This is a genomic window from Streptomyces similanensis (genome assembly GCF_039543625.1).
GTDB lineage: Bacteria > Actinomycetota > Actinomycetes > Streptomycetales > Streptomycetaceae > Streptomyces > Streptomyces similanensis.
This window is the reverse complement of sequence record NZ_BAABKC010000085.1, coordinates 1-18702: the sequence shown is the minus strand read 5'-3', so window position 1 is coordinate 18702 and position 18702 is coordinate 1. Positions and strand designations below refer to the sequence as shown.

Below are 18702 nucleotides of genomic sequence, written 5' to 3'. Positions count from 1 at the left end.
GGGCCGTGGAAGCCGTGATTCCATGCCCGATCATGGCCGGATCACAGCAGATTCACAGGAAAAGTGGGTGGGATGGGGCGGGAACCATAGGCTTTGCGCCATCTGAGTGAGGTTTGGCGGCTTGTCCTCGCGTCCCTCGTCCGGGCGAGCCTCCAGCGAACGTCCGCTTGACGTCGGCGGCGGTCCGCCGGGGCCGTCCGGAGGGCGGAAAGCTCTCGTCGGCCGGGGGTGCGGCGTCGCGCAGCCCCCTCCACTGCGCGATGCCGCTCGCGCAGCTTTGCTCACGCGAATTCCATTGGTCTGAACTTACGTGAGCCGTGCGGGTGACGGGAGGGGCGGGCGGTAACAATGTGGAAACTGTGCGCGTCCGGCCCGTGCGCCGGGGCGCTCAGCGGGGCTTTCGGGCCTCGACGAGATGGCGGGTGCTGTGCGCCACGAACGGGCCCTCGGCGCCGATCCGTTCGTGCAGCGCCCGCAGCGCGGGCTTGTACGCCTCGACCGTGAAGCCGGGGACCATCCAGACCACCTTGCGCAGGAAGTGCACGACGGCGGCGATGTCGTGGAACTCCGTCCGCAGGCGCTCGGCGCGCAGGCCGACGACCTCCAGCCCGGCCGCCTCCGCGGCGGCCCGCTCCCGGTCGGGGTGCCGGGCGGTGCGGACCTCCTCGGGCTGCGGCCCGAGGAAGTACTCGACCAGTTCGAAGACGCTGGCCGGCCCGACGTGCTGGGCGAAGTAGGCGCCGCCGGGCCGCAGCACGCGGGCGATCTCGCTCCAGTCGGGGCGGACCGGGTGCCGACTGCTCACGAGGTCGAACGCGCCGTCCGCGAACGGCAGCGGCGCGTCCTGCGGCACGGCGACGACCACCACTCCGCGCGGGCGCAGCAGTTCGGTGGCCTCGGCCACGTTGGGCGCCCAGGGTTCGGTGGCGGCCAGGAGGGCGGGGGCGCGCGCGGCCCGGCCGAGGGCGAAGTCCAGGACCTCGCCGCCGCCGGTGTCCAGGTCGAGCGCGGCGTCCGCACCGGCCAGCCGCCCCGCCAGCGACACGGCGTACCCCCAGGACGGCCGCGCCTCGGTGGCCCGTCCCGCGAACCACGAGAAGTCCCATCCTTCGGTGGGCACTGCGGCCCCCTCGGCGACGAGGGCTTCGAAGGAGGTCGGGGAGGGGGCGGCGCTGGGGGTGGGTGGCGCGGGGCGGGGTGCGGGGCCGGGTGCGGGTGGGTGGTCGGGCATGGGGAGATCGTCCCAGGGGGGTGGGGTGGTCCGCCTCTTTTTATCTACGGGGTGGGTGGGGGTGCGGCAGGTTGCCGTGGTGAGAGTCGCGGTCGTGGTCGTGGTCGTGGTCGTGGTCAGGGGAGGGTGGAGGCTGCCAGCAGGAGGGCGGTGAGCGTCCCGCCGAGCATGAACGGTCCCAACGGGATCGCGGACTTGCGGCCCGCCCGGCGCAGGGCGACGAGCCCGAATCCGTAGACGGAGCCGTAGAGCAGTCCGGCGAGGCCGCCCAGGATCACCGCCGGCCACCCGTACCAGCCCAGCGCCGCCCCCAGCGCCAACGCCAGTTTCACGTCGCCGAAGCCCATGCCGGACGGGTGGAGGAGGAAGAGCGCGAAGTAGGCGGCGCTCAGGGCGAGTCCGCCGAGCAGGGCGGTGCTCCATGAGCCGCCGGCGGCGGGCAGCGGGGCGGCGAGGCCGAGCAGGACGGCGGTGGCGGCGGCCAGCGGCAGGGTCAGCACGTCCGGCAGCCGGTGCACGCGCAGGTCCACGAGGGCCAGCAGTACACCGGCCGGTGCGGCGAGCAGCCAGACCGCCGCTTCCGGGCGGGGTCCGGTGGCGGCGGCCAGCGCGGCGCAGACGAGGGCGGTGACGGTGGCGGTGCGGGGGGTGTTGGGGCCGTATGCGGTGCAGTCCGCGGCGGGGGTGAGGTCCGCTGGTGCGGTGCGGTTCGCTGGTGCGGTGCGGTTCGCTGGTGCGGTGCGGTTCGCTGGTGCGGTGGGGGCGTCGGCGGCGGCAGGGGGGGCGGTCGTGGGGGCGTCGCGGTCGCCGTCGGCTTTCGGGGGGTCGCCGGTGCACCTCGCTCGGCCGATCCAGCCGCCGAGCGATCCCGTGATCGGGTGTCCGGCGGGGCACTCCCCGCGCCAGGGCCGTTCGGGCTCGACCGACAGCCGGTGCGCGGCCCGGGGCACCAGCAGCCCTGCTCCCGCGCCCCACAGGGCGGCGACGACGATCAGTAGTACGCGCACGCGGGGACCCTAGTGCGGCCGGGCCGTACGGGGCATGGGCCCCTGGACCCATGTCAGCCCTACGGCGTTGTGGATACGGTCGGTCGGCTTCGGGATGCGGGGTCAGGACGGGGAGAGGCGGCTGAGGGATGGCGGGGCGTTGGCGGGACGGGCGGGGGAAGTTGATCGTGCACGGTGACGGCAGTGGTGACGGTGACGGTAGTGGTGGGTCGGGGGGCTCCGCTCGGACTGTGGTTCCCCTCGAACTGGCGACTTCCTACCGTGCCCGCACGAAGGGTCTGCTGGGCCGGGACGCGGTCGACGGGGTGCTGCTCCTCTCCCCCGCGAACAGCATCCACACCTTCCGCATGCGTATCCCCATCGACGTCGCCTACCTCGACCGCCGTCTGCGCGTCCTCGCCGTGGTCACCATGGAGCCGGGCCGCCTGGGCCGTCCCCGCCTCCGCTCCCGCCACGTCCTGGAGGCGGCGGCGGGGGCGATGGCGGGGTGGGGGGTGCGGGCTGGGGTGCGGGTCGAGGTGGTCGAAGGGGTCGAGGGGGTCGAGGGGGGCGAGGGGGTGGGATAGGGGGTCAGCTCGCCGTGCGGGGGAAGGTCACCTCCACGCGGCGGTTCTTCTTGCGGCCGTCCTCGGTGGAGTTGTCCGCGATGGGGTAGTCCTCGGCGTAGCCGCGTACGTCGAAGGTGACGTTCGGGTCGTTCAGTTCCTGGGAGAGGACGTCCTGGACCGCGTTGGCGCGCTGTTTGGACAGGACGACGCCGTGTTCGTGGCTGCCCAGGTTGTCGGTGAAGCCGAAGACGCGGACCTGGGAGGCGTGCTGCTTCTTGATCTCCTGCGCGATGGCGTCGATGCGGGACTTCGCCTGGTCGCTCAGTTTCGCGCTGTCCTTGGGGAACAGCACCTCGGCCTGGAGGGCGAAGGTCACGTCCGTGTTGGTGTCCTCGCGGCGTTCCTCGCCGCCCTGGTCCTCGACCACCGACTTGATGTCGAGCACCTTGGGCGCGGCGAGGGTGGCGCCCTCGGGCAGTTTCAGGTCGGGGTCGTTCGGGTCCACCTTCACGGGGGCGGCGGCGGATGCCTCGGTGCCGGGGGGGTCGCCGGGGCCGGCGTCCGCGTGGGCCGCTGTGGCGCCGTAGAGGTGGGCGGCCAGCAGGGTGGTGGCGGCGGTGAGGGCGAGGGGGAGGCGGGGGTGGGGGCGGGGTCGGGTGCGCGTCATGGTGGCCGCCTCACCCGGAGATCTTGATGGTGCCGCTGGAGAAGGTGGGGAGTTGGAGGGTCACGTCGGTGACGTTTGTCGGGGGGGACGGGAATTGCATGAAGACGGGGATGGTCTGGCCGGCTTCGATCGTCGTGAGCCCCGTGGTCGTCAGTGGCCGCCCCTCCGTGTCACGAAGGACGTAGTAGCGCTTCTTCCCCTGTGAATCCACCAGGGTGGCGCCTCCCAGCGACGTGCCGTGCTTGAGGATCTCAGTCTCGTCGCCACGCAGCTCCGAGGGAATCACCGCTGACTGGGAGCCGTCGTTCTTGAATTGACCATTCACTGTGACAAACCCGCCGGCGTCCCTCTGTGCGGAGGTGATCTGCAAGAGCAATCCGTTCGGCCCCCTGAGCTCGGCCAGAGGTGTCTCGGACTGTCCCTCCTGGGCGCTCGGTTCGGAACCACTGCTCTTCGACGCGGACGCCTGAGTATCCGGCTTCTTGTCGTCTCCGCCACCGCCGCCACAGCCGGCCATACCAGCAGCCAGACCAGCCGCGACAGCGAACGCGACCGTCCCCCTGCGGATCTTCGCAGTGAACCGAATACTCATCACTCTGCTTCCTTCTTCGCTCGTCGTTCGCTTATCGGTCGGCCAAGTGGACGTCGAAGAGATCCTGGGGCTTCGGCAATTCCGTGAGGTTCTTGGGGTCCAGCTCCCATTGGCGGCTGTTCCTGCACGTGAGGATCGGCAGCACCTTGGGTGCCGCGTCCGCGGTCAGGGGCGGGAACGTACAGAGCGGCTTGATGACAGCAGTGGCAGAAGCCTTGGATCTTTTGCTTTCGGTGATGGGAACAACCGACTTTCCCATGCTCTTGTTCGTCTGGACGTCGACCGTGAACTCGAGGCCTTCGGGGTCGCAACGGAGCAGGTGAGCGTCGTTCTGTTCGGCGAGTTGGCCGGCTCTCGGGCACGAAGGCTCAAGCCCCTGTCCGTTGCCGGTGAAGATGTCCTCCCACTTGGCCGGGTCGAGCACCTCCCTCACCCATTCGTCCGCCAGCTGGTCCCGGGTGTACTGGGCGGCCGCGAGTGCCGCCGCGTCGGCAGCCGTCTGGGCTCCGCCGCGGTTCACCGTCGCCTGGCCGACCGCGAAGTACGCGAGCGCAAGAAAGAGCAGGCCCCCCATCACCATGATGTAGATGGGAAAGGCCTGCCCTGCGTCGCCGTATTTACGGCGTCGGGTCAATTTCCGACCTTGCCGATCAACGCTGTGATCTTGTTGAGAATGGTCGACCCGATACTCGTCCCCGTGATGGCCAGCACGATGGCCACCACCACTGCGATGATGCCCAGGTACTCCACCGCTGTCTGGCCCTTGTCGGCGGTGTGGCGGTTGAGGGCTTTGACCGTGGTGTTCTTCCAGTGGTTGACGCGGATCCTGGTGGCAACCGCGGTCTTCAGCATCAGGTCGCTCATGGTGTTCCCCTCCGGGTCGGGTCTCGGTGCCGGTTGCGCCCCCGGGAACGTATGCCGGGAGGGGGTGTTCGCCGGAGGGTCCCAGGGCCCATTCCCGGGCCCAAAGGAGGCGGCGGCCGTGGCTCGTCCGTACCGTCGGCATCAGCGGTCACCTCCGTCCCTGGGTGGAGCCGGGAGCCGTGCCCAGCCACTTCGCGGCGGCCTCGGCGCGGCTGGTGCTGTGCAGCTTGGCGAAGATGCGGTTGATGTGGTTCTTGACCGTCTTCTCGCTGATGAAGCAGGCGGCGGCGATCTGGTGGTTGGTCATGCCGGACGCGATGAGGTCCATGATCTCCGCCTCCCTCGTGCTGAGTTGGTACCTCGACCTGTCGACGGCGGCCGGACGGCGGCCCGTCCACTCTGACGAAGACTGTCCCACATCTGATTGCAGTTGCGAAAGCGTTTCCGCAGAAATGGCTAGCCCGTTGGGGGGTGCGGGGGTGGACTCGTGTGCAGTTGCATCATTCGGGGACTCGGGCAGGGGGCCGCCCGGTGGTGTCGTGGGGCGGTCCTCGCGCAGTTGGGCCAGCAGTGCGCCTGCCGCCGTGTGGGTGAAGTGGGCCCTGCCCTCCTTGACGTCCCGTACCGCCGTCACCAACTGGTCGGCCGTGAACTCCCCGTGGACCAGGTAGCCGCCTGCGCCGCGGCGCAGGGCCTCCTGGACGATCTCCGACTCGCGGCTGTAGGTGAGCATCACGACCGGGGCTATCTGTACCAGGTACGGCAGCGCCGCGAGGCCGTCCACGCCGGGCATCCGCACATCGAGGAGGACGACGTCCGGGCGGTGCCGCTGGGCGGCCTCCCAGGCCGCGCGGCCGTCTGCGGCCTCGGCCGCCACGGTGATGTCCGCGCGGCCGGAGAGCAGGGCCGTCAGGCCCGCGCGGACCACCGGGTTGTCGTCCGCCACGATCACTCGAAGGGGGGTGGCGGCGGTGGGGGGCGGGGGGTGCGGGAAGGGTTCGGGCCGGGTCGGGTCGGGCATCCGGGGCCTCCTCTCGTGGTGCGGTCAGGGGTGGGGGGTGGACAGGGCGGCCAGGGGGAGTTCGATGCGGACTTCCGTTCCCCGGGGGCGACAGCCCTGGCCGATGCGGATGCGGGCGCCCACCGAGGTCGCGCGCTCGACCATGCCGACCAGGCCGAAGTGGCCCGCTTCGCGCAGCTGTTCGAGGGTGGTGTCCGGGGGCAGGCCCGTGCCGTCGTCGTGGACGCTGATGCGGAGCAGGTCGCCGTGGACGCCCGCGTGCACGGCGACGCGGGTCGGGGAGGCGTGGCGGTGGGCGTTCTCCATGGCCTCGGCGGCGATGGTGAGCAGGTGGCGGGCCACGGCGGGAGGGGTCGGGGGCAGGGGGTGCTCGCCCGTTCGGCGGCAGGTCGCCGGCAGGCCGGTGCGGGCGGTGAAGTCGCGGGTCAGAGTCGTCAGTCCGGTGGTGAGGTCCGTGCTGTGGGCGGGGTCCGTCTCGCGGCGCAGATCGGTGAGGAGTGCGCGGGTCTCGGCCGCCCCCCTGCGGGCCGAGCGGGCCACCAGTTCCGCCTGCTGCCGCACCCGGGCCGGGTCCATGCGGTCGGTGCCCGCCGAGGCGGCCAGGGCGTCGGCGGCCAGGGCCACGCCGTGCAGCGTCTTCGCCACCGAGTCGTGCATCTCCCGGGCGAGGCGGGCGCGCTCGGCGGTCACCGCCTCCGTGACCGCCAGGCGGGCCTGGACGGCGGTCAGGGCGCGGGTGGCCTCGCCGAACCGCAGCAGCAGGTTGCGCAGGGTGACGCCGGCCGCGCCCGCGATCAGGCACAGGCCGGGGAACAGGGCGCCCTCGGCCAGGTCCGTGTGGAGTTCCCTGGTGCCGGCGTAGACGACGAGCAGGATCAGCGACTGGAGGGAGGCGAAGACGCCGGCGCCGCGCCAGCCGTAGACGAGGCCGGCCAGCAGGGGGGTGCAGACGCTGACGTAGGCCAGGGTGCTGTCGGTGCCCGCCGCGATGAGCAGGAGGGCGCCGAAGAGGGTGTCCAGGGCGAGGAGGGTGGGGTGGCGCAGGAGGAGGGGGCCGAAGCGTTCCCAGTCCCGGAACAGGACGTAGGAGCCCATGAAGGTGACGATGACCGCTGTGCTGACGAGGCGGGTGGCGAGGCCGGGGGCGGCGTTGAGGAGGGCGGAGGGGGCGGAGAGGGCGATCATCGCCAGGCGGAACGCGAAGACGTGGCGGCACATCGCTTGCAGGGCGCTGATCTGTAAGTTCTCCGGGGCATAGCCCTGCGGGGCTTGCGGGGACGCGGCCTCGGCTTCGCCTTCGGCCGGTTCTCGGTTGCCGCCCGCATCAGCCGTGCGGCTTTCGTCGTCGGGTGCCGGTGGCCCCGGTGGGGGCCGATCGCCGTCGGCGGCCGGCCGGTCGTGGTCCCGCATCGAGAAACGCGAAGGCTCACCCGTCCGCGCCCGTTCCTCCGTCGTCGGCATGTGTGGGGCCACCCGCCTTCTACTTCCCCGTGACGGAGTTGAAGTCGACGCCGGAGCCGAGGAGCAGGCCCGTGCCGAGGAGGATCATCGTGGCCGGGACCATGAAGGTGGTGATCATCATGGTGGCCTTGGGGACCGCGCGGGCGGCCTTGCGGCGGGCGTTCTGCGCGTCGGTGCGGCGCATGTCCTTGGCCAGCGAGACCAGGGTGTCGACGATCGGCGCGCCCAGTTCCTCGCCCTGCTGGAGGGCGGTGACGAACATCGCGACCTGTTCGGAGTCGTTGCGGCGGCGCAGTTCGGCGAACGCCTCGCGGCGGCTCATGCCCAGGTCCATCTGGCGCAGGGTGATGCGCAGTTCGTCCGCCCAGGGGCCCTCGTACCGGGCGGCCACCCGGTCCAGTGCCTGGCGGAAGCCGAGGCCGGCGCTGACCACGACGGCGAGGACGTCGAGGAAGTCGGGCAGGGTCCGTTCGATGACGTCCTTGCGGATCCGGATGGCCGACCAGATGCCGACCTCCGTCCACAGCGCGCCGAACGCGAACAGGATCAGCGCCACGACGTACTGGCCCCGCAGCACGAACACCAGGCCGCCGACGCCGCCCAGGAAGCCGTACACCGCCCGGCGGGCCGCGTAGCGGTCGATGGTGAGGCCGCCGGGGTTGCCGGCCAGGTCGATCCTGCGGCGGTACTTGGCGACGAGCGCCGGGCCCATCAGGCGCAGCACGGCGGGGGCGTAGCGCATGCCGAGCCGGTCGATGACGGAGTCCACGGCGCCGGTGCGGGTGGAGCCGACCTCCAGGGCGAGCGCGAGGTCGCTGGGCAGCTTGGCGTCCGCCCGGTACATGCGGACGCCGGCGAAGACGCCCCACACGCTCAGGGCCGCGACGAGTGCGAGCAGCAGTGCCATGGCGGGTCTCCTCCTTCCGTGGTGCGGGGCGGGTTCAGACGTCGATGCGGGACAGGCGGCGGATGAGGACGAATCCGACGGCGTAGAGGGCGAAGGCGACGAGGACCGCGCCCTGGCCGATCGGGGAGCCCGTCATGCGTTCCAGGGCGCCGTCCTTGACGCCGTTCATCAGGAACAGCGCGCCGACGCCGAGTACGGGGACCGCGTAGGAGGTCATGTTGACCTGGGAGAGCTGGGTGCGGACCTCGCGGCGGGTCTCCTTGCGCTCCTCCAGGGTCTCGGTGAGGTTGCGCAGGGCGCTGACCACCTGGCCGCCCGCGCGGTGGGAGAGGACCAGGGTGGTGACCAGGACGACGAGTTCGCGGGAGGGGAGCCGGTCGGCGAGTTCGCCGAGGGCGTCGTCCATCGAGGCGCCCAGGGCCAGCTGGTGGGCGACCTTGCCCAGTTCCTCGCCGGCCGGGGCCTCCAGTTCCTCGGCGGCCATGCCCACGGCGGTGCGCAGGGCGAGGCCGGCCTGGGTGGCGTTGGCGAGGATGCGGGCCAGTTCGGGCAGCTGGTTGATGAACTTCTCGATGCGTTTCTGCCGCTGCCAGCTGAGGAACTGCAGGGCCGCCCAGATGCCGAGGAGGCCGGCGAGCGGGCCGAAGAAGGGGGCCAGGGCGGCCTGGCCGATCAGCCAGAGGGCGGCGACCGCGGCGAGCATGCAGACGAAGAACTCGCCCGGTGTGACGTCGAGTCCGGTGGCCGCGAGCCGCAGTTCGAGCCGGCGGCCGGGCTTGGTGCGGCGCAGCCGGCGGTCGAGGGTGCGGAAGCGGCGCCGGCGGCCGGAGGCCACCTGGCCGGTCCGGGTGAGGCGGTCGACCAGTGCGGCCCGCTGGGCCCTCCCCGTGCTGTAGGCGTGCAGACCGAGCACGGCCAGGACGCAGGTCAGCAGCGTCACGCCGGTGGTGAGGGGGACGAGGGTGCTCAGTTCCATGGGATCGGCTTCCTACCTGGCTTCTCGGGTGGCCAGTTGGTCCGCGGAGTGGGCGACGCCGAATGCCTGGGGGATCGGCTGGCTCGCCATGTAGAGGCGGTCGGCGGCGCGGCGCGGCAGCGGGTGGTGGACGAAGGCGCCGTAGACGCGGCCGTCGGCGGCCATGGGCTGGGCGGCGAAGCGGGCCACGGTCGCCAGCCGGTACGGCTCGCTGCCGTGGCTGTCGAGCAGGGCGACCTCGGTGATCCGGCGGGCGCCGTCGGCGAACCGGGTGAGCTGGACGATCACGTCGACGGCGCTGTTGATCTGGTCGTGCAGCGCCGGGAAGGGGATCTCCACGTCGGACATGGAGGCCAGGGTCTGCAACCGCATCAGCGCGTCCTCGGCGCTGTTGGCGTGCACGGTGGCCAGTGAGCCGTCGTGGCCGGTGGACATCGCCTGGAGCATGTCCAGCGACTCGCCGCCGCGGACCTCGCCGACGACGATGCGGTCGGGGCGCATGCGCAGCGAGTTGCGCACCAGGTCGCGGATGCTGATCTGGCCGCGGCCCTCGACGTTGGGCGGGCGGGACTCCAAGCGGATGACGTGGGACTGCTGGAGCTGGAGTTCGGCGGAGTCCTCGATGGTGATGATGCGCTCGCCGCCGGGGATCAGGCCGGACAGGGCGTTGAGCAGGGTCGTCTTGCCGGTGCCGGTGGCGCCGGAGACGATGACGTTGAACTTCGCCTGCACCAGTCCGGCCAGCAGGTACAGCGTGGGCTCGTCGAGCGAGCCGAAGCCGATCAGCTCCTGGAGGGTGAAGGAGCGCGGGAAGCGGCGGATGGTGAGGACGGGGCCGGAGAGCGACAGCGGCGGGATGATCACGTTGACGCGTTCGCCGGACGGCAGCCGGGCGTCGACCATGGGGTTGGTCTCGTCCACGCGGCGGTTGACCGTGGAGACGATCCGCTCGATGGTCTGCATCAGCTGGTCGTGGGAGGCGAAGTGCAGCGGCAGCTGTTCGACCCGGCCGCCGCGTTCGACGAAGATCGCGTCGGGGCCGTTGACCATGATCTCGGTGATGGAGGCGTCCTCCAGGAGGGGTTCCAGGATGCCGAGGCCGAGCGCCTCGTCCACCACGCGGCGGATCAGCTGGGCGCGTTCGGCGGTGGACAGGACCGGGCCCTCGCGGCTGATGATGTGCCCGAGCACCCGTTCGAGCCGGACCCGGCGGTCGGCGGCGGCCAGCGAGCTCATCTCCGCGAGGTCGATCTCCTCCAGCAGCTTCGCCCGGTAGGAGGCGACGAGATGGACGACCTCGCCCCTGCTGCCCTGCTCCTCGGGGGAGTTGATGCGTGCGCGGAGACTCATGGGTTCATTCCTCGCCTCAGTGGTCGAGCGGCATGGTCGCGATCTTGCTGACGCTTCCCATGGGGTCCCACAGGGGGATGATGGACGGGATGTCGACGGTGGCGGTGACGGTGACCGTGTCGCCGCCCCGGCCCTCGGCGCAGCTCGTACGGCCGCTCAGCGCGGCGGACACGGCCGCCTGGCAGCCCTGCTGGGCGCTGCGGTCGAGCGAGGCGGCGCGCGCGCCCGCGCGCGCCGCGGTGCCGGCCTGCTGGGCGCTGAAGGCGATGAGGCCGAGCTGGATGCCGGCCAGGGCGATCAGCAGCAGGATCGGGACGAAGCCGAGGTACTCGACGGCGACCTGGCCGCGGTCACGGTTCCGCAGGCGGTGGTGCGGCGGCTCAGTCATCGGTCACCTCCTCGACGGCGCCGGCGTGGGCGTGCACGGTGAGGGGGAAGTCGATCAGTCCGGGGACGAGGACGGGCACGTGCAGGGCGACGGTGGCCGTGATGTAGCCGCTGCCCCGGCCGCCGCAGCTGATGTCGGCGCCGTCCTGCCACGCGCTCGGCAGGTCCTTCACGCCCTCGCGCCGGCAGGCCCCCTGGGGGTCCCCCGGCGCCGCCGTGCCCGCCCGTACCGCCTCGTCGGCGGCGTTGCCCGCCAGCGTGTACGTGTAGCCCAGCAGCACGCACTGCCACAGCAGCACCAGCGTGACGATGATGGTGGGCGCCATGCCGAGGAACTCGATGGCGACCTGTCCGCTGTCGTTCCGTGAGCGAGACGCCCCGCGTCCGGTCATCCCCCCGCCTCCTTGCGCCGCCGGAAGCTCACCGAGCCCCGGTCGCCGCCCCGGGGCCGGCCGCCGGACCTGCGGTCGGGCTCGGCCTGTTCGACCAGGCCGAGTTCGGCGGCGAGCCGCCACAGGGCCTGTTTGACGGTGCTCTTGTCGTCCAGTTCGTGCAGGCGGCCGGCGTCGATGACGCCCTGGAGCTCCTTGAAGGCGGCCGGGACGGCGGTGGCCGCGACGGGGGTGGCGGTGATCTTCCGGACCAGCGGCGGCTGGATCTCGGCGCCGCGGGTGTGGCGGTTGACGACGACGGTCGTCTCCTCGGCCTTGCGGATCTGGAGCCGGTCCCACATCCGCACCGTCCGCTTGGCGGCGCGCACCGCGACCACGTCCGGGGTGGTCAGCAGCAGCGCGGTGTCGGCCATCTCCACGGCGGCGGCGCTCGCTCCGGTCAGCTGGGCGCCGCAGTCGACCACGACGATCTCGTAGCGGGAGCGCAGGGCGCTGACGAGGTGGCGGGCGGCCCGGTCGGTGACCTCCTCGCCGCGTTCGCCCTCGGCGGGGGCGAGGAGGAGGGCGAGGCCGGTGTCGTGGCGGAAGACGGCGTCGGCCAGGACGCGCGGGGAGATGTCGGTGATGCCGGCCAGGTCGGCCACGGAGCGGCGGAACTGGACGTCGAGGTAGGAGGCGATGTCGCCGGCCTGGAGGTCCAGGTCGACCAGGGCGGCGCTGTGCCCGGACGCCTGCGCGGCCAGGGCGAGCTGGACGGCGCTGACGGTGGCGCCGACGCCTCCCTTGGCGCCGCTGACGGTGACCACGCGGCCGCCGACGCCGGTGAACACCTCGCCGCCGTGGCCCAGATGGCGCCGTACGCCGGTCGACCACTGGGCCACCGCCTGGACGCGGCCGGCGAGTTCCTCGTAGCTCAGGGGCAGGGCGACCAGGCCGCGGGCGCCGGAGTCCATGGCGGCGGCGAACAGGCCGGGGCTCGCGTCGGAGGTGATGAGGACGACGCCGACGGCGGGGAAGCGCAGGGCCACCTCGCGGATCAGCTCCAGGGCCGGCACGGGGCCGATCCGCTCGTGCACGACGACCACCTCGGGCAGGTCGTCCACGGATTCGGCGGCCAGGCGGGCGAGGGTGTCGACGAGCTGGGTGGAGTCGCCGACGGGGGTCACCGGCTCGGCGTCGGGGAGCTGGCTGAGCAGGGTGGTGAGGGACCGGACGGCGTCCGCGTCACCGGCTGCCGGGAGGATCCTGGTGGGCATGGCTGCGGGCCTCTCACTTGTCTTTCGCGAGTTCGTAGGTCCGGTCGCCGGCCGGGACGCCGGCGTCGTCGCCGGGCGCGACCAGCGCGAGCCGGACCCGCTGGGCGAAGGACTCGGCGTAGGTGATGCGCTGGGCGTCCAGGGCGGAGAGCGCGAAGGTGATGGGGACGACCTCGCTGGGCTGCTGGCTCCGGTTGTCGGCGTTCGGGTCGAGGGCGGTGATGCGGCCCACGTCGAGCACCTTCGCGCCGGTCACGATGATCTTGGACTGGGCCGGGTCGCCCTGCCGCTGGCCGGCGAAGGTGGCGTAGACGTTGACGGAGGAGCCCGGGGTGATCTTGCCGGCGACGCCGGTCGCCGCGTCGATCATGATGGCGACCTCCTGCTGCCCGGGGCGCAGGGCGGGCTGGTCGACGATCATGTCGCTCTGGAGCAGGGAGCCCTGGCGCAGGGTGGTGACGGCGATCTTGCCGCGGATCCGCGCGAGGTCGGTGACGGCGTTGGGCGACAGCCACCGCTTGGGCATCGAGATCTTCTCGAACTGGCTCTCGCTCAGCGCCGTGTACGGCTTCACGTCGGCCTTGAGCTGGTACGCGGTGACCTCGGGGCCGACCTTCGACTTGGCGTCGTCGATGACGGAGACCACGCCCGCGAACGCGCCGAGGGCGCACAGGACGGACAGGAGCAGGAGTATCACGCCGCGGCGCTGACGGGAGTTCATGAACGGTGCGACCTCGTTGGGATAGCGGTCGAGCGGGGCGGATGGCGGGGGGTACGGGCTCGTCCGGTCAACCCGTGGGGGTGGGGCTCTCGTGGAGCGGTGGCGCGGTGGCGGAGCAGAAGACGCAGCGGTCGCCGATGACGTCGATGCCGCACCAGTGGCACACGCCCTGGCGCACGGAGGTGACCAGTTGGTAGAGGACCGACAGGTCGGGCAGGTAGGTGCAGAACTCGACGAGCCGGGAGGTGCCCCACCAGGCGGCGGACTCGGCGGGCAGGGGCGCCTCGCGCAGGCCGAGCACCTGCCAGGCGGGGGCGAGGGAGGTCTGGACCCAGTCGGACGTGAGCTGGCCCTTGGCGACGAGCATCCAGGTGCCGAAGTCGGGTCCGGTCAGGGCGGCTTCGGGGCCGATGCGCACGAGCTGCGGCGCGGGGTGGGCGATCACCCCGAACTGGCTGCCCGGGACCCAGGACTTGGCGTGCGTCCGGAGGCCGACGGGGACGCGGTCGAGGCGGGTGACGGAGTTGAGCACGGCGCCGGCGTGGACGTAGTGGGTGAGCAGCCGGCCGGCCGAGGCGAGGACGCCGGGGCTGAGGTCGCAGGAGGCCAGCTGGCGTAACTGGCGGGCCAGGACGGCGATCCCGAGCGGCGGCAGGTCGGGGCGGAACAGGGCGATGCGATCGCTCTCCAGCAGCGAGCGGACGGTGCGCAGCCGGCGCTCGACCCCGCCGGGGGCGGCCCGGGAGCACACCACGATCACGTGTCCGTGCTGGTCGAGCAGGGTCCGCATCGTGTCGAGCGTGTGCTCCAGCGGCTGCCGGTCCAGGCCGTCCAGGACCACGGCGGGCACGGTCCGGTCGTCCTGTCCGGGCAGCGCCATGTCGCCACTGGTCACAGCGATCGCAGTTGACACGCGAGCTCCCCGTTCGACCCCCGACGGCCCGCCGGCGTTCCCCTCCGGCGTACCGAGTTGACTTCACAGCGTGACTACCTGAGCACTGTAACTGCGCCTTCGGGGCCGGAGAACAGCGAATGTGAAGCCGGGTGACGACAGTGCGTGCGCAAGTCACGGCAAACCGGGACAGGTCGAGCGCACGGGCGGTGCGGGGCGGGCCCGAAAGCGTGGCGGGCGGCCGACGCGTTGACCGCGCGAGGACGCCGGCGCGGGAGTCCAGGGAGGCGGCGCGCCGACCGGGCGGTGGCGCCGGGGCGGGGCCCGGGCGGGCGCGGCTGAGGCTTTTGCGAACTTCCGGTCGCCGTAGGGCGGTTCGGCGGGCGGGGCCCGTGACCGGGGCGACCGGTGGACCGGCGGCCCGATTTTGGTCTGGACCTCTTGACAAGGGAATTGGTCTGGACCAACTTGTACGACCAACGGTGGCCACCGCGCAGCACCCCCTGCTCTCCCGCTTCCCCTCCCCCACCTCCCTTCCCCGTTTCCCCTCCCCTCTCCCCCGGAGGCACCAGTGGACCGCGCAGCACGCACGCCAGGAACCGGACGGCTTCGGCCGCTGGGCATCTGGTCCGGAGCCGTCACCGCAGCCCTCGCCCTCTCCTGCGTGGGCGCCGGCCAGGCGGCGGCCGCCGACGTCAACAACGCAAAGAACGCCGGCTTCGAGTCGGGCCTGAGCAACTGGACGTGCAGCGCCGGCAGCGGCGCCGCCGTCTCCTCGCCGGTGCACGGCGGCAGCGCCGCGCTGAAGGCGACCCCGGCCGCGCAGGACAACGCCCAGTGCACCCAGTCGGTGGCGGTCAAGCCCAACTCGACGTACCAGCTGAGCGCCTGGGTGCAGGGCGGGTACGCCTACCTCGGCGCGACCGGGACGGGCACCACGGACGTCTCGACCTGGACCCCGGACAGCGGCTCCTGGAAGCAGTTGCAGACCACCTTCACCACCGGCTCCTCGACCACCTCGGTGACGGTGTACCTGCACGGCTGGTACGGACAGGCGGCCTACTACGCCGACGACGTGTCGGTCTCCGGTCCGGACGGGGGCGGCGGCGGCGATCCGGCGCCGACGGTCCCGGCCGCGCCGGCCGGTCTCGCGGTCTCCGCCACCACGTCCTCGTCGGTGTCCCTGTCCTGGAACACCGTCTCCAACGCCACCGGCTACAACGTCTACCGCGACGGCGCGAAGGTCGCCTCCGCGACCGGCACGTCGGCGACGGTGTCGGGCCTGACCGCCTCGACCGCGTACTCCTTCCAGGTGAGCGCGACCAACGCGGCCGGCGAGTCCGCCAGGTCGGCCGCGGTGACGGCCACCACGTCGTCGACCGGCGGCGGGGGCGGGGGCGGCGGCACCGGGCTGCCGAAGCACGCGGTGACCGGCTACTGGCAGAACTTCAACAACGGCGCGACCGTCCAGAAGATCTCCGACGTCCCGGCCGCCTACGACATCATCGCGGTGGCCTTCGCCGACGCGACGACCACACCCGGCGCGGTCACCTTCAACCTGGACTCGGCGGGCCTGAACGGCTACACCGTCGACCAGTTCAAGGCCGACATCAAGGCCAAGCAGGCGGCCGGCAAGAAGGTCATCGTCTCGGTGGGCGGCGAGAAGGGCACGGTGTCGGTCAGCGACCCGACGTCGGCGACGAACTTCGCCAACTCGGTGTACTCGCTGATGCAGACGTACGGCTTCGACGGCGTCGACATCGACCTGGAGAACGGCCTCAACCCGACCTACATGACGCAGGCGCTGCGCGCGCTGTCGGCGAAGGCGGGCGCGAACCTGATCATCACGATGGCCCCGCAGACCATCGACATGCAGTCCACGTCGGGCGGTTACTTCCAGACCGCGCTGAACATCAAGGACATCCTGACCGTCGTCAACACCCAGTTCTACAACAGCGGCGCGATGCTGGGCTGCGACGGCAAGGTGTACTCGCAGGGCTCGGTCGACTTCCTGACCGCGCTGGCCTGCATCCAGTTGCAGGGCGGCCTCGCTCCCTCGCAGGTCGGCCTCGGCCTGCCCGCCTCCCCGAGCGGCGCCGGCGGCGGCTACGTCTCCCCGACGGTCGTCAACAACGCCCTGGACTGCCTGACCAAGCTCACCAACTGCGGCGCCTTCAAGCCGTCCACGGCCTACCCCGGCCTGCGCGGCGCGATGACCTGGTCCACCAACTGGGACGCGGCGGCCGGCAACGCCTGGTCCAACTCGGTGGGCGCCCACGTCCACGCCCTGCCGTAACACGGCGCGTACGGATCGACACCGCGCCTATCGATGGTCGATACTATCGACCATCGATAGGCGCGGCGTGCGCGGCAGGGGGATTCATGACCGGGAAGTACGGCTGGAGCCGACGGAGCGACCGGCTGCTGCTGGCGGCGCTCGGCCTGGCCGCCGCCCTCACCGCGGTCTTCGGGATCCTGCTGCCGCTGCTGGGGGTGCTCGGGATCACCGACCCCATGGACACCCGCGAGGTCGGCACCGCGGCCGCGACCCGGGTGCCGGACGGCGTGATCCGGGCCACGGCGGGCCATGGCATGACCCTCACCGGCGGCCACCGGGCCGATCTGGCCCTCACCCACCCGGACACGGGACAGCGGCTGTTGCTCGCACTGCCGGAACTCGTCGGCAGCCTGCTGCTGCTCCTCGTCCTGTACCTGCTGCTCCGGATGGCCCGGACGCTGCGCGACGGCGACGTCTTCGTGCCCGACAACGCCCGCCGGCTGGGCGTCATCGCCGGCGCGGCGCTGGCACAGGCCGTCCTCGCGCCGGTGCTGCCCGCGCTCACCACCCAGCTGCTGGTGCGGGGCACGCCGCTGTCCGACGCGATCCCCTTCCAGGTCACCTTCACCGGCGCGTACCTCCTGCTCGCCCTCCTCGTCCTGGCCCTGGCCGAGGTCTTCCGGCGCGGCACCAGGCTGCGCGCGGACACCGAGGGACTGGTCTGATGCCGCCGCAGGAGCACCGGGTCCGGGTGCACCTGGACCGGCTGCTGGCCGAGCGCGGCATGACGCTGTCGGAGCTGGCGGCCAGGGTCGGGGTGACCGTGGTCAACCTCTCCGTCCTGAAGAACGACCGCGCCAAGGCGATCCGCTTCTCCACTCTGACGGCGCTCTGCCGCGCGCTGGACTGCCAGCCCGGCGACCTGCTCAGCGTCGACCCGGACTGATCCGGCCGGGGGGGGGAGCCAGGCGGGCGCGGGCCGGCGGGGTCAGCCCAGGGCCAGCCACTTCGGGTCGATGGCGATCTTCTCCAGCTGCTTCAAGGTGAGGGCCGGGGTCGCGCGCGTCGCCGGGGTGTTCTGGGCGCCCGAGTTGAAGGCGCTGATCACGACGCGACGGCCGTCGGGCCGGATGGTGTCCACCGTCCACATCACGATGCCCGAGACGCCCTTCTCCCCTGGCGACTTGTGGGTGACGACCTTCGTGCCGTCGGGCAGGACCTTGGCGTCCGCGCCGAACAGCTGGCCCTCCACGTCGCGCATGTCGGGCTGGTCGTTGAGCTGCACCAGGCTCGCGCCCCTGCCGTCGTCCACGACGACGTACCCGAACCCCGGGTCGGCGCTGCCCTTGTCCGTGACCGCGACGCCCTTGGGCAGCAGCCCGGCGAGGGTCGCCGAGACCGAGCCGGCGGGGCCCTTCGGCTCGTTCGGGGCGGGCTTGGGCCACTGGCTCGCGGGGATCGCGTCGGCGGCCGTACGCCACTGGGGCGCGGTGACGAGCGTCTTCAGCCGCTCGGCCGACAGCGGGGGTTCGGCGCGCGTGACCGGCGCGTCCTTCTCCGCCGCGGCGTTCCACTCCATGACGCTGATGTACTGGCCGCTCGGCGTCACCAGGTCGGCCTGCCACAGCCTCGTGCCGCTGCGCTTGTTCGGGTACTCGTACCCCTTGAGGATCATCAGGGCGGAGCCGTCGGCCAGCTTCGTGGTGCCGCAGCTGTCGTAGGCGATGAACACCTTGTCCGGGCACGTGGTGTTCTGGCTCGCCTCCTGGGTGCCGGCCGGGACGCGGTTGACGGAGACGCTGATCGCCGCCTCGCCCTTCCCGTCGTCGTACACGCCCTGCGCATAGGGGTGGTCGTCGGTGCCGCGCGCCGCGGTCCGGCTCAGCCGGCCGGGAGACAGCAGCTTCTCGAAAGTACGGGTGAGGCTCGCGGCGGACACCGCGGGCTTCGCGGCCTCGGTCTCGGCCGCGGTGGTGAGGGCGGGCTTCGGGCTGCCGCCGGCGGACTGCCGACGGCCGTCGCCCTGCCCGCCGGGCAGGACCAGCGCCCCGCCCAGTCCGACCAGCGCGACGGCGGCGGCCCCGTCCGCGACGGCGCCCCGGCGCCGGGCGAGCAGTTCGGCCAGGGCCGTACGCAGCCGGGGCAGCCCGCG

At 72.2% G+C, this 18702-nt stretch carries 21 protein-coding genes; 4 read left to right on the top strand and 17 right to left on the bottom strand.

The genetic code is table 11. The features are described 5' to 3' along the window. Positions 1-388: 388 nt before the first annotated feature. Both ABEB07_RS26630 and ABEB07_RS26625 read right to left on the bottom strand, forming a co-directional pair. Positions 389-1231 (bottom strand): class I SAM-dependent methyltransferase, encoded by an 843-nt coding sequence (locus ABEB07_RS26630; protein WP_345670627.1) that lies wholly within the window; start codon positions 1229-1231, stop codon positions 389-391. Positions 1232-1347: 116 nt separating this feature from the next. Next, on the bottom strand, positions 1348-2238 hold the full coding sequence (locus tag ABEB07_RS26625; RefSeq protein WP_345670625.1) for an A24 family peptidase: 891 nt from the start codon (positions 2236-2238) through the stop codon (positions 1348-1350). A 128-nt stretch (positions 2239-2366) separates the two neighbouring features. Here ABEB07_RS26625 and ABEB07_RS26620 point away from each other — a divergent pair, with 128 nt between their 5' ends. After that, positions 2367-2804, top strand: a complete 438-nt coding sequence (locus ABEB07_RS26620; protein ID WP_345670624.1) for a DUF192 domain-containing protein — start codon at positions 2367-2369, stop codon at positions 2802-2804. Between the two features lie 4 nt (positions 2805-2808). Here ABEB07_RS26620 and ABEB07_RS26615 read toward each other — a convergent pair whose 3' ends face one another. The 14 genes from ABEB07_RS26615 to ABEB07_RS26550 all read right to left on the bottom strand — a co-directional run bounded on the left by ABEB07_RS26615 (position 2809) and on the right by ABEB07_RS26550 (position 14260). After that, positions 2809-3453 carry an OmpA family protein gene (locus ABEB07_RS26615; protein ID WP_345670623.1) on the bottom strand — a complete coding sequence of 215 codons (645 nt, stop codon included), beginning with the start codon at positions 3451-3453 and terminating at the stop codon, positions 2809-2811. A 10-nt stretch (positions 3454-3463) separates the two neighbouring features. After that, the gene (locus ABEB07_RS26610; RefSeq protein WP_345670622.1) at positions 3464-4045 is read right to left on the bottom strand and encodes a hypothetical protein; all 582 of its coding nucleotides are present in this window, start codon (positions 4043-4045) and stop codon (positions 3464-3466) included. A 31-nt stretch (positions 4046-4076) separates the two neighbouring features. Further along, positions 4077-4679, bottom strand: a complete 603-nt coding sequence (locus ABEB07_RS26605; protein ID WP_345670621.1) for a pilus assembly protein TadG-related protein — start codon at positions 4677-4679, stop codon at positions 4077-4079. Next, a complete protein-coding gene (locus tag ABEB07_RS26600) occupies positions 4676-4909 on the bottom strand; it encodes a Flp family type IVb pilin (RefSeq protein WP_176150319.1) in 234 nt (77 codons plus the stop codon). The genes ABEB07_RS26605 and ABEB07_RS26600 overlap by 4 nt, the downstream gene beginning before the upstream one ends. 148 nt (positions 4910-5057) lie before the next feature. Then, entirely contained in the window at positions 5058-5930 is an 873-nt protein-coding gene (locus tag ABEB07_RS26595; RefSeq protein WP_345670620.1) for a response regulator transcription factor, read from the bottom strand. A gap of 24 nt (positions 5931-5954) precedes the next feature. Continuing rightward, positions 5955-7340 carry a sensor histidine kinase gene (locus tag ABEB07_RS26590; protein ID WP_345670619.1) on the bottom strand — a complete coding sequence of 462 codons (1386 nt, stop codon included), beginning with the start codon at positions 7338-7340 and terminating at the stop codon, positions 5955-5957. Between the two features lie 70 nt (positions 7341-7410). Beyond that, the gene (locus ABEB07_RS26585) at positions 7411-8298 is read right to left on the bottom strand and encodes a DUF5936 domain-containing protein (RefSeq protein WP_164586076.1); all 888 of its coding nucleotides are present in this window, start codon (positions 8296-8298) and stop codon (positions 7411-7413) included. A gap of 34 nt (positions 8299-8332) precedes the next feature. Next, entirely contained in the window at positions 8333-9274 is a 942-nt protein-coding gene (locus tag ABEB07_RS26580; RefSeq protein ID WP_345670617.1) for a type II secretion system F family protein, read from the bottom strand. A gap of 12 nt (positions 9275-9286) precedes the next feature. Continuing rightward, the gene (locus ABEB07_RS26575; protein ID WP_176150315.1) at positions 9287-10624 is read right to left on the bottom strand and encodes a CpaF family protein; all 1338 of its coding nucleotides are present in this window, start codon (positions 10622-10624) and stop codon (positions 9287-9289) included. 16 nt (positions 10625-10640) lie between these two features. Next, entirely contained in the window at positions 10641-11012 is a 372-nt protein-coding gene (locus ABEB07_RS26570; RefSeq protein WP_176150314.1) for a TadE/TadG family type IV pilus assembly protein, read from the bottom strand. Next, on the bottom strand, positions 11005-11403 hold the full coding sequence (locus ABEB07_RS26565; protein ID WP_345670616.1) for a TadE/TadG family type IV pilus assembly protein: 399 nt from the start codon (positions 11401-11403) through the stop codon (positions 11005-11007). Before ABEB07_RS26565 ends, ABEB07_RS26570 begins: the two co-directional genes overlap by 8 nt. Further along, positions 11400-12659 carry an AAA family ATPase gene (locus ABEB07_RS26560; RefSeq protein WP_176150312.1) on the bottom strand — a complete coding sequence of 420 codons (1260 nt, stop codon included), beginning with the start codon at positions 12657-12659 and terminating at the stop codon, positions 11400-11402. Before ABEB07_RS26560 ends, ABEB07_RS26565 begins: the two co-directional genes overlap by 4 nt. Before the next feature lie 13 nt (positions 12660-12672). Beyond that, positions 12673-13380, bottom strand: coding sequence for a Flp pilus assembly protein CpaB (cpaB, locus tag ABEB07_RS26555; RefSeq protein ID WP_345670615.1), 708 nt, complete (start codon positions 13378-13380; stop codon positions 12673-12675). A 67-nt stretch (positions 13381-13447) separates the two neighbouring features. Next, complete coding sequence (locus ABEB07_RS26550; RefSeq protein WP_345670662.1) at positions 13448-14260, bottom strand: hypothetical protein; 813 nt, start codon at positions 14258-14260, stop codon at positions 13448-13450. 583 nt (positions 14261-14843) lie between these two features. Here ABEB07_RS26550 and ABEB07_RS26545 point away from each other — a divergent pair. The 3 genes from ABEB07_RS26545 (at position 14844) to ABEB07_RS26535 (ending at position 17496) form a co-directional block, all read left to right on the top strand. Then, positions 14844-16568 carry a chitinase gene (locus ABEB07_RS26545; protein ID WP_345670614.1) on the top strand — a complete coding sequence of 575 codons (1725 nt, stop codon included), beginning with the start codon at positions 14844-14846 and terminating at the stop codon, positions 16566-16568. A gap of 86 nt (positions 16569-16654) precedes the next feature. Next, entirely contained in the window at positions 16655-17275 is a 621-nt protein-coding gene (locus ABEB07_RS26540; protein WP_345670613.1) for a DUF2975 domain-containing protein, read from the top strand. Further along, positions 17275-17496: a helix-turn-helix domain-containing protein gene (locus ABEB07_RS26535; RefSeq protein ID WP_176150308.1), complete on the top strand. Its 222-nt coding sequence runs from the start codon at positions 17275-17277 to the stop codon at positions 17494-17496. The genes ABEB07_RS26540 and ABEB07_RS26535 overlap by 1 nt, the downstream gene beginning before the upstream one ends. A 42-nt stretch (positions 17497-17538) precedes the next feature. On the opposite strand, the gene ABEB07_RS26530 is transcribed toward ABEB07_RS26535, so the two are convergent. Next, positions 17539-18702 (bottom strand): hypothetical protein (locus tag ABEB07_RS26530; RefSeq protein ID WP_345670612.1); only part of this gene is annotated, 1164 nt, incomplete at its 5' end.